The organism is Peribacillus sp. Bi134, from assembly GCF_918698065.1.
GTDB lineage: Bacteria > Bacillota > Bacilli > Bacillales > DSM-1321 > Peribacillus.
This window is the reverse complement of sequence record NZ_CAKKLN010000002.1, coordinates 285,917-303,091: the sequence shown is the minus strand read 5'-3', so window position 1 is coordinate 303,091 and position 17,175 is coordinate 285,917. Positions and strand designations below refer to the sequence as shown.

General features: G+C 38.3%; 11 protein-coding genes and 1 pseudogene. 7 read left to right on the top strand and 5 right to left on the bottom strand.

Features of this window, described 5'->3' with window-relative positions; translation table 11 throughout:
• Nucleotides 1–27: 27 nt before the first annotated feature.
• Genes LQ188_RS04375 through LQ188_RS04365 form a run of 3 tightly spaced genes read left to right on the top strand, consistent with a single transcriptional unit; the run spans nt 28 to nt 4,180 of the window.
• On the top strand, nt 28–1,458 hold the full coding sequence (locus LQ188_RS04375) for an O-antigen ligase family protein (protein ID WP_101223776.1): 1,431 nt from the start codon (nt 28–30) through the stop codon (nt 1,456–1,458).
• Nucleotides 1,459–1,462: 4 nt separating this feature from the next.
• Nucleotides 1,463–2,989, top strand: coding sequence for a murein biosynthesis integral membrane protein MurJ (murJ, locus tag LQ188_RS04370; RefSeq protein WP_101223777.1), 1,527 nt, complete (start codon nt 1,463–1,465; stop codon nt 2,987–2,989).
• Between the two features lie 24 nt (nt 2,990–3,013).
• Complete coding sequence (locus LQ188_RS04365) at nt 3,014–4,180, top strand: glycosyltransferase family 4 protein (protein WP_101223778.1); 1,167 nt, start codon at nt 3,014–3,016, stop codon at nt 4,178–4,180.
• Nucleotides 4,181–4,217: 37 nt separating this feature from the next.
• Here LQ188_RS04365 and tagH read toward each other — a convergent pair whose 3' ends face one another.
• From tagH to LQ188_RS04340, 5 genes and pseudogenes are all read right to left on the bottom strand, one after another.
• The gene (gene tagH / locus LQ188_RS04360) at nt 4,218–5,015 is read right to left on the bottom strand and encodes a teichoic acids export ABC transporter ATP-binding subunit TagH (RefSeq protein WP_101223779.1); all 798 of its coding nucleotides are present in this window, start codon (nt 5,013–5,015) and stop codon (nt 4,218–4,220) included.
• A gap of 17 nt (nt 5,016–5,032) precedes the next feature.
• Entirely contained in the window at nt 5,033–5,830 is a 798-nt protein-coding gene (locus LQ188_RS04355) for an ABC transporter permease (protein WP_101223780.1), read from the bottom strand.
• A gap of 3 nt (nt 5,831–5,833) precedes the next feature.
• A pseudogene (locus tag LQ188_RS04350) lies at nt 5,834–7,024 on the bottom strand (CDP-glycerol glycerophosphotransferase family protein); the annotation flags it as partial.
• 154 nt (nt 7,025–7,178) lie between these two features.
• Nucleotides 7,179–8,717: a glycosyltransferase family 2 protein gene (locus LQ188_RS04345; protein WP_230176140.1), complete on the bottom strand. Its 1,539-nt coding sequence runs from the start codon at nt 8,715–8,717 to the stop codon at nt 7,179–7,181.
• A gap of 102 nt (nt 8,718–8,819) precedes the next feature.
• Complete coding sequence (locus LQ188_RS04340; protein ID WP_230176139.1) at nt 8,820–12,149, bottom strand: CDP-glycerol glycerophosphotransferase family protein; 3,330 nt, start codon at nt 12,147–12,149, stop codon at nt 8,820–8,822.
• Nucleotides 12,150–13,076: 927 nt separating this feature from the next.
• Here LQ188_RS04340 and tagD point away from each other — a divergent pair.
• From tagD to LQ188_RS04320, 4 genes are all read left to right on the top strand, one after another.
• A complete protein-coding gene (gene tagD / locus LQ188_RS04335; RefSeq protein ID WP_057278149.1) occupies nt 13,077–13,475 on the top strand; it encodes a glycerol-3-phosphate cytidylyltransferase in 399 nt (132 codons plus the stop codon).
• Nucleotides 13,468–14,631 carry a CDP-glycerol glycerophosphotransferase family protein gene (locus LQ188_RS04330; protein WP_230176138.1) on the top strand — a complete coding sequence of 388 codons (1,164 nt, stop codon included), beginning with the start codon at nt 13,468–13,470 and terminating at the stop codon, nt 14,629–14,631. The genes tagD and LQ188_RS04330 overlap by 8 nt, the downstream gene beginning before the upstream one ends.
• A gap of 280 nt (nt 14,632–14,911) precedes the next feature.
• Nucleotides 14,912–15,952 (top strand): peptidoglycan endopeptidase, encoded by a 1,041-nt coding sequence (locus LQ188_RS04325; RefSeq protein ID WP_101223785.1) that lies wholly within the window; start codon nt 14,912–14,914, stop codon nt 15,950–15,952.
• Between the two features lie 287 nt (nt 15,953–16,239).
• A complete protein-coding gene (locus tag LQ188_RS04320) occupies nt 16,240–17,166 on the top strand; it encodes an LCP family protein (RefSeq protein WP_101223786.1) in 927 nt (308 codons plus the stop codon).
• Nucleotides 17,167–17,175 lie beyond the last annotated feature (9 nt).

The window sequence follows — 17,175 nt, the reverse complement described above, 5'->3', positions numbered from 1 at the left end:
ATTTTTGATTCAAAGGTGGTTAATCAATTGAAGTTTCTAGAAAAACAATCGTTACCCATTCTATTACTGTGCCTGCTCGTCCCATCTGCAGTGCCTCACCCTATCGCCGGTTACTTGGCAACGGCGTTGATGCTCGTTTTTATCGGTATAAATAAAAAAAACCTGTTATTAATTCTATTCATTTATTTCCCTGCCCGTCCCTTATTTATGGAACTGAATAGCGGCTTAACCTATACAGGTGACCTGATCATCCTCACCTTATTCATTTCTTTGCTTATTGAAAGATTCAAAAAGAACGAATGGCAATTTTCGAAATATCATTTTACTGCGCCATTTTGGTTGTTTTGTTTAATTGGCGCCGCAGCTGCACTCATGAACGGAGTGGGAATCCTCCCCATCATATTTGAACTTCGTGCATTGCTTATCACATTCTTGCTTCTTTACATTATCGGTGAATTAAATCTAGAAAGAAAGGATATCTTTCGCTTTTTGAAGGTAATGCTAATATTTTCAATCTTACTTTGCCTGCATGGCATAGTGGAGAAAATCTTTTCTCGTACAATCCTGCTTCCACACTCATGGGAAATGTGGAATCTTTCGCCGACAAACCGGATGAGGATTTATGGAGCACCTGCCAATCCCAATGTATTCGCCTTATTCTTAAGCATTCAGTTATTCCTTAGTTTCTTTCTATTTCAGTCGATGAAAAAATATAAATGGATCGTCTTTCTTGCTGCCATCCTGTTTTCCGGAACGTTACTGCTTACCTATTCACGGGGCACGATGATTGCATTCGGGTTCGCGGCGCTTGTCTTTATGATATGGACCAGAAATAAACCATTTTTCAAATATGCTGTAGGAGCATTTTGTCTCGGCCTGCTTCTTATTTATTACCCAGCTTTATTTGCATCAAGTAAAGTGGAGGTATCCGCATCGATTCCCATGGAAAATGTGATAATCGGCAGCACCCCCTCTACTGAACACGAACATGCCCTTTCCAATCGTTTTTCAGATATGTTCTCTGATAAGACACTGCACCAGAGTACAGAGTGGGGCCGGTTATATGTCCTGATCAAGGGAATTGAGATTTTCAAAGATCACCCGATAATCGGTACAGGGTTAGCAACCTTCGGAGATTCTGCCACACTATCCTTTTCCTCACCAATTTATCGGGAATATCAAATTGGTGAAAGGATGTATACCGATAATCAATATATCCAGATTCTGGTACAAACTGGTGTGCTGGGCTTTCTTGCGGTTCTTGCATTCATCTTTTTCACCTGCCGTACAATCCTGAAATCGGAAAATGGCACTTTGGCAGCGTTCACCATCTGCCTGATGTTGGCCGCATTATTAGCAGGACTTTTCTACAATATTCTCGAAGATAAAACGTTTACGTTGATATTTTATAGTTGTTTAGGATTCTGTTTACAGAAGGACATCATATTAAAGGATTGAAAATATGCCTACTCTTTCACATGTCATTAAATCGGTCGGGCTCGTCACTATTATTGCTGCCATTGGAAAAGTCCTCGGATTCGGGCGGGAATCGATCATAGCCGCCTATTTCGGGGCATCATCGATGGCAGATGTTTTTTTCGTGGCAAGCCTTATACCAACCATTCTTTTTACGGCTATCGGCAGCGGTCTTCAGGCCGGCGTTATCCCCATTTACTTGGAAAAGAAGGCGGATAACCCGTTGAAAGCTGATGAATTCATCAGTGTTTTAGGTTCTTTCTTTATGCTGGTTGCCGGAATCCTGACCATTGCCTGCATGATTTTCATAAAGCCGCTCGTCATGTTGACGGCCCCGGGTTTCTCTGATTCGGAACTGGTCCTGACGGAGTCACTGACCCGGATCATGCTGCCAAGTTTACTATTTTTCACGCTTTCTTACATGGCGACGGGGGTCCTCAATGCGAATAAGCGTTTTATTCTGCCAGCACTCACTTCAACTGCACAAAACACGGTAATTATCGCAGCCACCGTATTGTTGGCTGCTCCGTTTGGGATTGAAGGGTTGGCTTGGGGGTTTGTGCTCGGTGCAGCAAGCCAGTTCCTTATCCAATACCCATCATTGAAGCAGTACGGAATCCGGCCCATCGTCTCTTTCCTGCCTCATAAACGGCAGATCGCACAAACACTGTACACCTTTTATCCAATCATTATCGCCGCTTTGGCGATCCAGTTGAATAGTGTCGTCGATCGGATTATTGCGACCTCGCTCGAAACCGGAAGCGTATCGGCCTTGAACTATGCCAATCGCCTGCTTTGGCTGCCATTAAGCATTGTCCTCACGCCGCTGATTACCGTATTGTACCCTTCAATCGTCGAGCGCGCGCTTATAGGCTATCAATCTTTCCTTAATTTGACCTTAAAGGGGTTGAAATCGCTGTTATTTTTAGCGATTCCGTTCATGGTCGTCATGTTAATCAGCGGAAACAGCTTAATCACTCTGGCTTTCCAACGCGGGGCTTTCGATGCTTCAGCAACCGAAATGACTTATAGGGCATTCGTCTTTTATTCTGCCTGCCTCCCATTCTTTGCACTGAGGGATTATTTGATGAACGCTTTCTACGCCTTGAAGAAAACGAAAGTGGCGATGTATTCCTGCTTGATTGCCGTATTGCTTAACGTCCTGCTCAGCTGGGTCCTATCACGTTATCTCGGCGTCGGCGGAATCGCTTTAGCATCGGGTATTTCCATGCTCCTGCAATCTCTCTACCTTTTCGCCTACCTATGGCTGAAGACAGCAAGAGCGGACAAGGCCGCTTTCAGGGATGTTTTTCAGGAAAGCAGCAAGCTTACCATCATCGGAACCGTCATTTACGGAATGGCTCTCTGGGTCCACCCGCTTACCCTAAAGTTGCCCATCATCATGGAATTAGTGATCATCTCGCTGCTAGTATTCGGACTATATCTCGCATTATCCATTCTTTTTAAAGTAAGCAGCCTGCAAGCTCTGAAAAGAATCAGATCATCAAATTAATGCATTAGAAGAAGGAGTGCCACTATGGACATTTTAATCACAACGATTTTCAACTACCCTCATGAAGGAGGGCTATCGAGTCATATCACTACGTTAAAAAAGGGGTTAATTTCACGGGGCCATAATGTGGACATTTTATCTTTCTCTCAATTACACCCTTTCAAGAGGAAAATGCTCGCCCAGGCCCCAGGATTTTTATTAAATAAAGTAAAACAGGGTAGCGGCCAGCTTTTCAATGACCGGCAACGCCAAAAATTGTTGGCTTCATCTATTAAAGCCTTGAAAAAGAACTATGATGTCATTAATGCTCAAGACATTTTCGCAACGCTTGCCTCCATCGAATCCGGGATACCGACGGTGCAAACCGTCCATGGGTATTATTCATTCGAGGCAGTCAGCAGGGGCGCCCTTCTTCCGGATAGTGAAGAAGATTTGATCATTCGCGAACTAGAAAGGAAAGCTTATCAGTCCGCTGCAAAAGTAGTGACGGTCGATCAAAGGATCAAAGACTATATCAATCATTTGGCACATATAGAAGCGGATACGATCAAGAACTTCATTGACGTGTCTGCTTTCAAACCCGAAAGCGCAAAGCGGGAGCAAACTCGCCGGGACTTTCAAATACCGCTACATAAAAAGATGCTTTTCGTTCCGAGAAGAATGACTGAAAAGAACGGTGTCATATACCCGCTTCTTTCTCTGCCGGAGGTGCTGGAAAACCATCCTGAAACAGTATTGGTCTATGCAGGGACGGGTGAACAGCGAAGCCGGCTCGAGGAAACCGCAGCCAGGCTCAAAATATCAGATTCCGTACTTTTTCTCGGTTCAGTGCCGTTCGAGAAAATGCATAACCTCTATGAAGCATCGGACATCGTACTCATCCCAAGCGTTCATTCCCACGGGGTGGAAGAAGCGACTTCCATTTCTGCCTTAGAAGCGATGAGTTGCCGCTCACCCGTCATCGCAAGTGCAATCGGAGGTTTAAAGGAGATTCTCATTGATGGAGAAGATGGTCTGTTAGTAGCGGAAAAAAATGAAGACGCACTTGCACAAGCCATCTCCAACCTGCTTAATGATCCTGAATATGCAGCAAATTTAGCTGCGAAAGCAAGATATAAAATGGAAAGCGAATACTCCCACCTTTCAGCTGCCGAGCGGTTTGAGAAAGCTTATGAAAAAGTGCTTAACTAAAAAAAGCAGACCCGTAGCCCGGGTCTGCTTTTCACTTTCATACCAGTGCTGAACTGCGCCTTTTCATTTGTTCTTCACGGTATTTTTTCTGTTCTTGTTTAGACATGGCGTTATATTCTTTTAAGAATGCTTCATATTGCGGCATTACTTCGTTCATGGCACCATATGCCTTTAACTCTCCATATTCAAGCCATAAAGCCTTTTGGCAAAATTTCTTCATCTGACCGATTGAATGGCTGACAAAGAACATCGTTTTTCCTTTTGCCTTAAATTCGTTCATTTTCTCTAAACACTTCTCAGCAAAGTTTTTATCCCCGACTGATAAGGCTTCATCAATAATCAGGATATCTGGATCGATATGCACGGAAATGGAAAAACCAAGCCTGGACTTCATGCCGCTTGAGTAGGATTTCACCGGTTGGTCAATGAACTTACCAAGTTCCGAAAACTCAATGATCTCAGGCTCAAGTTCTTTGATCCGATTTTTATCGAATCCGAGCATCAGCATTTTCAGTTCGATGTTTTCTCTGCCCGTCAACTGATTATTCAGGCCCGATGCAACGGCAATCAAAGCCGTTTTCCCGTTAGTTTGGACATTTCCGTCCGTGGGTGGGATGATGCCTGCGATAATATTGGACAATGTGGACTTACCTGACCCGTTGACCCCGACAAATCCTATTACATCGCCCTTTTCCGCTTCAAAACTTACATTCCTCAGAGCAAAGTACTCTTCCCCATAGCTTTTGGGCAAAAGAAGATCCAATAATTTTTCCGAGTTTTTATTATATAATTTATATTTTTTCGTTATATCTTTGACAATTACCGATTTTTCCAATTTTTCTCACTTCCAGTTTACTTAAAGTCAACAAAGCGATCTCTAAACCTGACATGCAGCGAGGAACCTATCAAAAATAAGATGATAACGACTGCCCAGAAATAAAGGGTATATTCCCAATGCGCTATTAGATACCATGATTCCCCCAACAATGAAGCCCGATACCCTTCCACAATATAATATAGCGGATTCAGCTTCATGATGTTTAGTATGATAGGGTGCTCCTTAGCATCCAATACCCAAAGGATTGGTGTTAAATAAAACAAGACTTTCATTAAGGACACGATTATATTATGAACGTCACGAATAATGGTTGATAATGTTGAAGAGATTAACCCAATTGAAAATAATAGCAAGACCGTCGCGGCAACATAATACGGCAGTTGTATGATATAAACTGTTGGAAGGTATCCAGTAAAACCTAATAGGATGATGATGACTCCCAGCAGCATGAGATGCTGATACAACTTGGCAAAGATGACGTACGATGGAATTACACTCATCGGAAAGCTCATCTTGGATACCATATTCAGTCGGGAATAGACGGATTTGGACGTTTGGGTTATCGAAGGATTCACAAAGAACCAGACAACGATCCCTGCCATCAGCCATGGAAGGAAATTTTCCCCGCGATTTAGGATTATAAATCCGAATACAAACCAATAAATCGCAATCTGTATCATTGGATTGATGATTTCCCATAAGACTCCCAGGTAGTTATTGCTGTTGGCACTTTTCATCTCATAAACAGATAAACGCCTTACCAAATAAAAATTATTGATTTGTTCTTTTAAAACGGTCAAAGCTGAACTCATAAATTACACAGACCTTCCTAAAAACACTTTTTCTACGACACGGCGTGAAGCCTGGCCATCCTCGAGTGCACAAAACCGCTCGTGAAAATGATTGATATCATTGGTATTTTCATATTTCATCGTCTTGATACTATCAATGACCGCATCAGATGTTTTGACTAACAAACCAGGTGCACTCTTTTCGAAATCAAAGTAAAAACCGCGAAGCTTGTCCCTGTAATTTTCAATATCATATACATAGAAAAGCATCGGACGCTGTAAATTTGCGTAATCAAAGAATACGGAGGAATAATCAGTTATTAATAAATCCGATATAAGATACAAATGACTAATATCTTCGTAACTGGATAAATCATAAGCGAATCCTTGATACGCCGATAAATCCAAGTTCTCGGAAACCAAGTAATGAAGACGGAGCAAAATGACATACTCCTCCCCCAATTCCTGTTTCATTCGATTCAGATCGAGTTTTATTTCAAACTTATATTTTCCCTTGCTATAAAACTCATCGTCCCTCCAAGTTGGTGCATATAAAACGATCCTTTTCTCTATTGGTATACCCAACTTCTGTTTCAATGAGTCGATTGTATCACGATTATTCCCATTGTAAAGTATATCATTGCGAGGATAACCGGTTTCCAGAATTTTAGCAATATCGACATTGAAGGCACGTGCAAAAATTTCACTTGAATAAGCGTTCGGTGAAATTAAATAATCCCATTTACTTGATTCGGCATGGAAATTTTCTTTATATTTATCCGTCGTTGTTCCAGGCATATGAACCTCATTCATATCCGCCGCAAGTTTCTTTAATGGAGTACCATGCCACGTTTGCAGATAGATCGTGTGCTTCGGCTTCGGAATCCAAAGCGGGAGCCTGCTGTTCGTTACCCAATACTGGGCTCTTGTCATTTTGAGCAACCAACTAATTGAAAAGCGATTGAGATATGGGATGCCTGCCTCTTCGAAATGAGCTGCATATCTTTTATCTACGCTCCAATACATTTTATATTCAGGATGGTTACTCTGCAAGTATTCATAAATCGCCCGGGGATTGCAGCTATACTGCTTGCCCAAAAAGCTCTCAAAAATAACCAGCTTCCGGTCCACTGGCAATACTGTCCCCACCAATGCAAAGGCCATTTTATATCCTCTTAAAATAATTGCTTTAGCCTTATTTTTAACTAGCGATAGAAAGGAAGGTCTCTTTGAGGTTTGTATTTTTTCATTTGACATATCCGATCTCCCTTTTTATTGATTAATGATAAGTGAACCATGTTAATAAATCGAATTAAAAATAAGCTCGCCCAATAGAAGGGAGAGCTTATTTTTGGTGTGCTTCTAACAGCTACTCCAAAGACTTTATTGCCAGTCCCAAATTATTTGCCACTGTTGTATAAAACTCCACATTTTTCTTATTATACGTCATCTTATTTTTCAGGATCCTTTTAATATTCACCAATTGATAATCATTGTAGCGAATGAACAACGTAAATAAGGACTTTTCCATTTTATCAATTTCATCCAATGAAACAGTGAAATGGCCTCTATTACCTTCTATTTGAACTCCGCAATTGATTTCATTGTCGATTCTTGTCCTATCACGTATCAATACAGAATCTATGTTGTTTATATCATCACCATAAATCTCAAAACTTTGGTGGTAGACATTATCCATAATATAAGAATCCAGTGCACGGGCAAGCATCGGTATCCTGACAAAGCGATATTCACCTTCCAGAAATGGAAGTTCGTAATAAGGTAAACCATCTTTTATATGATATTTTTTATTGGACTCTCGCTTTAACCATTCAAACAACTTTATGAAATCACCAACACGATCCTCCATGAATAATTTAAGTGCCAATTTATAAATAGGTACTTTAAATTCATTCTTGAAGTCATATGACAAGATTTTCGCAGTTTCGACAGCTTCCTTTAATATTTCTATAAAATCTTCTTTATTCTTGGCTTTCACAAAGGTTTGACTGTCGAACGTTTTTACAATATCGTACTCATAAATCCGGTTAAGAGCCACCTTTTTCAATTCAATGGCACTATCCTTGGATTGAATATACTTTATTATTTCAATATCCGCTTTCCTTTTGTCCAACACATTCGTGACACGTGTTAAAGAAGAGGGGTTTTCAGACGTTCTATTGACATAATAAATAGGTTTTTTAGTAGTTGATACTGCTCTAACTTTAAAGAAAACATCAGTAAAAAACCATTTATCCTCACCGAACTTCATATTCGGAAAACCAATTTCATTTTCTTTAACCATAGGCAGATTCATCATCCTTGCCGTTGGACCCATATGATAAAAAAAGTGCGGAACATCCAGAGGGGTGATGCTTCTTCTTTCTTTAATGGAAGCAAACTCACCGATGACGCTCTCTGAACCGGATTCGACTTTTACCGTTTTGCCCACCACATAATCATCACCGGTTTCCTCCAGGATGTTATAGAGGCTTTCCAATCCATCATGTGCAAGCCAGTCATCCGCGTCTAAAAAAGTTATATATTTGGATGTTCCCAATTCTATTCCAATGTTTCTCGGAGTTCCGGGTGACCCATTATTTTCTTGAAGGGTAACTGAACAGATATTCTTATATTTGGCTGCATACTCTTGAATGATTTTATTGGTGCCATCTGTCGAACAATCATCAATAATGATGTATTCAATCTGATCAATACCGATGGTTTGATTGATTACTGATTCAATCGTTTTTCTGATGAATTTTTCAGCATTATATGCAGCAGTGACTACCGTGACTTTTTTTTCTTTTCCTAAAAATTTATTTCTTAAGCTTACGGGACTATTTTTCAATTGAATATTACCGCTCTTTAAAAGTTCCCTCGCTTTTTGACGTACCAAGAAATTCATACGATTCCTCTCTCCTTTTATGTCTAGAGGTAACATAGACGTTTCGACTTGGGCAGCCAAATTCACCAGTTACTTAAGCAACAATACCCTTTATTTTAGGAATCAATCATTAAAAAATTTATCCACGATTCTCCGGGTAGCTTTACCGTCCTCTATTCCACAATACTTCTCTCTAAATAAACCATATTTTTCTTTATATTGCATGTTTATATCATCGATATTGGTAATAGTTTCGATAATCTCCTCAGTTGTACTTAAAAATGGACCTGGTGCTTCCTTTTCAAAATCCATATAGAATCCACGGATGTTATCTCGGTAATCTTCCAAATCATAAGTGTAGTACAAAATCGGCCGAGCAGTATTAGCAAAATCGAACATTACTGAAGAATAATCCGTGATCAATATATCAGAAATCAGGTAAAGTTCCTGAATATCTGAATAATTGGATACATTTATCACGAAATCCTCAAATTCACTCGGGATGCTGAGATTATTACTTATAACAACATGCATCCTTAACAACAGGATATATTCATCCCCTAATTCTTCCTTCATTCTTTCCAAATCAAATTTCAGTTCGAAAATGAATTTATTGTTTTTTGAAGTTTGATTATCCCGGAATGTAGGAGCATATAAGATGACTTTTTTTCCTTTTGGTATCTTCAGTTTTTCCATCACTGACTTGGAAATCATTGAAGCATCTTCCCTGTAAAACAAATCATTTCTTGGATATCCCGTTTCTAAAATTTCCCCTTCATACTTGAAAGCGCTTCTGAATGCATTGGATGCGTATGGACTTGGTGATATTAAATAATCCCAAGTTCTCGTTGCACCATGCACTCGATCTAAGTACCCATCGTCTCTTCCCTGAATATTATCTATATCAAATAGCATTTTTTTCAAAGGGGTACCATGCCAAGTCTGGATATATGTCGTTTCCTTCCTTTTGCTTAAATAGGTAGGGAAGTTTTGATTATTTATCCAATAACCTGCTTTGGCTAAATAATAATAGTATTCCGGACTTAAGCGTTTAATCAGTTTTGTGTTCTTACCTTTTATTGGTAAATTACCATTATACACCCAAACTTTTTTATATTTATTATCCCTTTTGACCAGTTCTTCATAAATATACTTCGGGCTATCGGCGAATTGCTTCCCTATCCCACTTTCAAAAAGAATAAGGTTCCGGTCAACCGGGATAACCTTGGACATGATTTTATAAACCTTTTTCATGACAGGGAAATACTTATCACTTTTCCTGAACCGATTCATAATGAGTTTCGATATCGGATGGTTATATAATTTAATTATTGAATTTTGATCTTTTTCTGCATTTTGAATCACTTCGAATATCCTTGAATTAGAATGGACATCGCGATATTTAATAAAACGATTGGCCTTATCCATATACTTTTTCTTCATGACAAAATCAGTGTTGGCATATTCGGCTAATACAGCTAACAATTCATCCAATTCATCAACGATTTCACCCGGAAGATCGTTATCCAAATCCAAATGTGACGGTCTTTTCCCTATGAAACGGTCTCTATCAAATTGATAGTAAATTACCGGTTTATGCAGGAAACTAAAATCAAACGCTACACTTGAATAGTCCGTGATCATAATCGCGCTTTCCTTAATTAATCTTTGGACATCCACTTCACCCTGACTGATCACCCTGACAGGGGCATCCTTGAAATAAGACGTGAACTTCTGCATATTAGGGTGAAGGCAAAAAATGATTTCGAATCCATTGTTTTTAGATAACTCATGTAAAACCGGGTGATTCACTAATTTCTGATACCTTTCAAAATACTCGCTTTCCAAAAAGATTTCATCGGATGTAATCCAATCTCTCCATGTTGGAATGATCAATAATTGCCGCTTAGTTAAAACATCATCCTTGAACAGCGAGTCGAACCTCGAAAGTCCCGTCGTGAATACTTCTTTTTCGTTGTATCCAAAATCTGTTACAATCATATCCTTTTCGAAATCTGAACTTACCAGAAAAACATCTGTACTAAAGCCTGAGACTGCATTTTTCCCGTAGTTTGCCACCATATTCTTCGTGCCCATAACACCATGTTGAAGAAATACCTTAACTCCCTTAACACGATTTTTAAATTCAGAAGTTCTTAAAGGATATAAATAATCCGGATGATGTGATGAAATGATACGGGTCGATTCCATAGTCTTTTTAATATGATCCTTTGATTTGAAATAAAGTATATTTCCAAAGGGCTCGACGTTCTTGGCTTCCACTGAATTTTCTTCTATTACATAATACACTTCTTTTTCTGGGTGATTTTCCCTCATATATTTAAAAAAGTGATATCCGGTATCCTGGGCTTTATACGTTCTTTCTCCAATTAGCCAGACATCCTTTTTCTTTTTAAATAAGGCCAAAAACCGCCTCCACCCCATCATCCTTTTTAAATATCGATAACTTTCCGTAGAGAAGTTAAACACTTCCAATGATAAATTGGATGCTTTAAAGGTATAGTATGGATTGACGATAGCAACTCCATTATTCGAGCTGACATCGGTCTCTTTAGTAAATAATTTAGTTCTGGTGGTTGGTCTTCCGACGCGTACCATTTTCGGCTCTTCCTGATCATGCAAATGTAATTTCATGTAAATGTCATATACATCATCTTCCAAATCCGCACTGACTAATTGTTCTAAATCCACTCTCAAATCATATATATAACGATTCAGTCCATATTTCTTAATATTCATTTCCTTATTATGAATAAAAGAGATATTTGCCTGATATTCTTTGTCACTTTGTCTTCCTTTTACAAGGCCCTCACCTTTTATGATCCTTGAATGCTTGGTGAAAATTTGACCATTAATTTGCATGGCCTTCGATTTGCTTTTGATTTTTTCAATTTGAGACTTAATCGAAATTTTAGGGGTTTTATTGAAGTAAAGAGATAAATTCCCTTTATTTGTTATAGAGAATATACTTTGTTTATCTTCATAGTTATAAATACTCAAATTGTTCATGTGCGTTTCCTGGAAACGCCCTAGACGAATTGGATATTCGATATTAACCTGTTCGTTCTCTTCTACATATTCAGCTTTATGCTCGATACTAAGTATCGCTTTTTTGCTCAGCTTTTCAACTGGAACGGAAACCTTTATATAACAGTCATAAACAGTCGGTTCATCACCGTCTAATTTCCGCATTAAATCTTTTAAATCTACTTTAAACTCAAATTTAGATGAACTCACCGACTCAGCTATTTTTATTTTTTGATCTTCGTAATCCCTAGAATATAACCATAGTTCTTTTGCGCAATAATGTTCTATTGAAAATTCCCCTTTTATCAACAGTGTATCTTTCTCTTGCGCAATGGTCAGAACTTGTTTCAGCTTAATTTTAGGAGTTTTTTTTGCTTTCCCTTTTCCAAGAAGCTTTTTAATCATTTTAGACCACCTATTACAAATTATTTAAATAAAAACGAATCATTCAATGTACTTTAAAATCATAAACTTTTTTAGGTTTTTCCTCAATATCATTAAACAGACAGGCGAACTGCCCATATATTTACTATAAATCCTCTAATGAACAAAAAAGACAATATTGGTTAGTGCATAGTCGAAAACGAACATACTAAAACTTAAAAACATTCGTAAATATAAGACTTCCAAGGAGGTACTGCCGTTCTTCCATGTTGCCAGAATGGAAAGGGAATAGCAAAAACAATTCTCTTTATTGCAAAGAAGTCTTCATGACATCAAAGTTAACGCTTTCAAACCAATACTTGCACTTCATTAATTGGATACTTAAAAAATGTTAGGCGATAGATTTATGGCCAATATATGCCCATCATCTGTCCTTCATACAATTCTGTCGCTTCACCTACACTATTAGAAAACAGGGGTTAATGAAGCTCCTCTAGTTGTTCTCTCCTAAACGTGGTAAAATTGTGGATGGCTTATTCTGATTGCAGCAAGAATAATAATTTTTCTTATCAATCGTTCATCAGCTTACTTTAAGTAAAGTGAAGAGAAATTATTTTTAAATACCATTCAGTATAAACCATACATTCATATAGACACCTTATTATGCCCTACAAAATAGTCAACATTTAATTTTAGCTTAAAAAATAATATTTACAATAATCATCAATGTAAAAATTGTGGTTTATTTGTAAAAAAATTGTGGTTTATTTGTAAAGCTATTAAGTTATAATTAGTTAGAGAATGTCATTGCCTAAAAATATAGGAAAACAACAAGCAGAAATTTAAATGCCAGTTGCCTGTTTTATTGTTCCATTTCATATTCTAATAGACCAAATATATATTAATTTGATTGAATAACAGTTTAAGAGTCTTAAAGGAGGAATAAAGATGAAGAAAGTAATCACTTACGGAACCTTTGATTTGCTTCATTGGGGTCATATCAATCTATTAAAACGCGCTAAAGATTTAGGGGATTATCTGATCGTTGCCATTTCCACGGATGAATTCAATGCTTTAAAAGATAAAAAAGCTTATCATAGCTTTGAAAACAGAAAAATGATCCTTGAATCAATCCGCTATGTGGATGAAGTCATACCGGAAGACAATTGGGAACAAAAGAGGGAAGACATCGTTCGTGAAGGTGTAGATATCTTTGTAATGGGCGATGACTGGAAAGGCCAATTCGATGAATTATCCGAAGTTTGTGAAGTGGTCTACCTTCCAAGAACTATCGGCATTTCGACTTCCCAAATTAAAGATGACCTTTTACAAGTTACTAATGGCTAAAGAATTCGCGATAGGGATTTATCTTTTTTGTTTCAAAGTTTTATTCTCTATCTTTAAACTTTTCCCTTTATATGACAAAACGACCTTTGTCACATCATTCGGGGACAATTGCCAATATATTGCAGATGAAATGGACAAGCAGGACATTTCCGTTCAAAAAGTATTTTTAATGAAATCGAGCAGTTCCATGCAAGTTAAGGACGATGGGGAAACCATCGTCCTTCCGTTTGAATCAAAAAATATCATGGCCATGATCCGATCGATTTATCATCTGGCTACATCAAAATGGATCATCATCGATAATTATTTTGGCTTTCTTTCAGCCATTGCATTCAAAAAGCAAGTGACATGTGTCCAAGTGTGGCATGCAGCCGGTGCCGTTAAGCAATTCGGGGCAAAAGACCCTTCCATTCAAAACCGCTCAGCCGGTGCAAGGAAAAGATTTTTTGAGGTATATAACAAATTCGATTATGTTACGGCAGGTTCAGAGAGAATGGCCGAGATTTTTCAAGAAAGTTTTCAACTGCCGGCATCGCATATCCTAAGGACCGGGATACCTCGGACCGATTTCTTTTTCAATGATGAATCAAAAAGAAATGCCCGCAATGCTTTGCTGGACAGGTATCCAGAACTTGAGCATAAGAAAATCATGCTGTATGCCCCTACATTCCGTAATGACGGTTTGAACAGCGGAGAGATTGCACTTGATTTGGAATTGCTCTACAAGGAACTTCAGGGCGAAAATTATGCGTTATTACTAAAACTGCATCCAGCAGTTAAAGCAGAGCATGATTTACAAGATAAATTCCCGGGATTCATTTATCCTGTCGATAGTGAATTTCATGTTAACCAACTGCTTATCAGTACGGATCTTTTAATAACCGATTACTCATCGATACCATTTGAATTCTCTTTCTTGGAAAGACCCATGATATTCTTTGCATATGACTTAGAAAAGTATGTGCAGGAACGGGGATTCTGGGAGGATTACTCCTCTTCCATGCCCGGACCCGTGGTATCTACCACAGTAGAGCTCTTAAAGAAAATCCGTGCCGCTGATCATTCATTACTGAAGATCGCTTCCTTTAACCAAAAATGGAATGAATACTCCACAGGAAATTCAAGCAGGAATTTAGTCGATTTCCTTTTTAAATAAAAAGCCCACTTCGTTTTACGAAGTGGGTTTTCATTTTTTAAACGGAAATGCGCATCCAAAAACAGGGTTATTTTTACATATAATTACAAAAGAAAACGCAAAACCCCTCAATGTGAAAAAAGACTCACAATATAGAAAATATTGTAGATTACATTACTCAAAGTTCGCCAATATAAACCAGTAAAATACTACTATTTTCCCCTTGTAACAAAAATGTAATATGTTTAAACCTGTTTATTTTGTTAGAATAGGGAAAAAGACATATTAGAGGTGGAAAATTGTGAAAAAAAGTGTTGTCGCATTTTCGACATTAGCCATTTTATCTTCGACTTTTGTTTCTCCTGCCCTTGCCGGTACATATACTGTCAAAAGCGGTGATAACTTAAGTAAAATCGCCCAGAAGCATCATACGACGGTAAAAGACTTAAAACAGCTTAATAACTTAAAATCAGACTTTTTGAAAATCAATCAAAAATTAATTACACCCAACTCCAAAACAACATCCAATGCTTCTTCAGTTTCCGTGAAAAAAACAAAGAAAACCACATATACCATTGTTTCAGGTGACACCTTAACCAGGATAGCAAACAAGCATAACCTTACACTTGCTGAATTGATGAAACTGAATAACTTAAAATCCGATAGAATTTATGCAGGTAACAAACTTATCGTATCTAAATCAACCACTACCACTACCATTGATTTACCCGGCAGCTCCAAACCGTCCAATGTTACACAGACCCCAGTCAATTCGTCTACATACATTGTGGTAAAAGGTGACACTCTTTCCAAGATATCCAGAAAAACCAACTTGACTGTAACTCAGCTTAAATCAATCAACTCTTTAAAGTCTGATTTAATCAGAGTGGGTCAAAAGCTAAAACTAAGTAAATCGGCAAGTACTGCCCCAGCGGATAAAAACGATGAGGGAAAAGTGGAAGCCCCAAGTTCGGGGAACAAAGTGGCCAAGCTCGTTTCCGAAGCAAAAAAATTAATTGGTACACCATATTCATGGGCGGGTTCCTCCCCATCAGGTTTCGATTGCAGCGGATTCATTTACTATACATTCAAGAAGGCTGGGTATGACGTGCCGAGGCTTTCATCTTCCACATATTATGATATGGGTAAAAAGGTTACTTCACCGAAAAGCGGCGATCTTATCTTCTTTGCAACGGGTTCCAATAAATCAGTGATAAGCCACATGGGAATCTACTTGGGCGGCGGGGAATTCATTCATGCCTCATCAAGCAAGGGAGTAACAATCAGTACTACTTCAAACTCTTATTTCAAGAGTAAAATCATCGGTTATAGAAGTCTATAAGATTTACTTGCCAGACTTTCCCTTAAAGTCTGGCAATTTCATGTAAAAGAATCATAGCTTCTTTATCTCTGGCTATACAAATTACGAAACAATCGAATGATGTGCCAACGAAGGAATTCGGTTTCTCTGGAATCCTTCGTTTTTTTGGATAAAAAATGGTAAATATGCACTCTAACTACAAAAAGAAACTATTCTATTTTTGACAAAAAAAAGGTATAGTTAAAAATACCGACTAGGTACTTTTTCACACCTTCCATTTTGTGGGATGGTTAAGGGAGGAATATTAAATGAGATCCGAACATAAAAAAAAGAAAAAGAAACGCAAAACGTTTAAAATAATCGGCTTCACCCTTCTTATCCTTTTCATTGGCGCAGGTGTTTATGGCGCTTCAGTATATCAATCATTAGCCGGTGCGATCAGCACTATGCAGGGGACAGCCCATAAAACGGATAAACGGGTAGAGGACATCAAGTTCAAGAGCAAAGATCCATTTTCATTGCTGATTCTTGGTGTGGATGAAAGAGAAAATGACTCAGGTCGATCAGATACGATGATTGTCATGACGGTTAATCCTAAAAAAGAATCGATCGAGTTATTGAGTTTACCGAGGGATACGCGTACAGAGATCATCGGTAAAGGTATAAATGATAAAATGAACCATGCCTATGCATATGGCGGAGTTGCCATGTCGATAAATACAGTGGAAGCCTATTTGGATATTCCGATTGATTATTACGTCAAAATGAATATGGAAGGCTTTCAGGATATTGTGAATGCTGTTGGTGGCGTCACAGTCGATAATGATATGGACCTTGCCTATAAAGGCTATACTTTCAATAAAGGCACAATAGACTTAAATGGTAAAGAGGCCTTGATTTATTCCCGAATCCGTAAGGAAGATCCCCGCGGGGATTATGGACGGCAAATGCGGCAACGCCAGGTTATCCAAGCTGTCATGAAAAAAGGGTCAAGCCTATCGACACTTACCAATTATGACGATATATTCGAAGCTTTAGGTAAAAACGTGGAAACCAATTTAAGTTTCAATGAAATGTTGAGCATCCAAAATAACTACAAATCATCCCTCAAAAATATTGAACAATATACACTTGAAGGTGACAATCAACGGGTAGATGGCGTTTGGTACAACATCGTTCCGGAAGATACAAAGCTTGAAGCCCAAAATCGTGTGAAAACGCATTTGGGATTATAATGAAAGGGA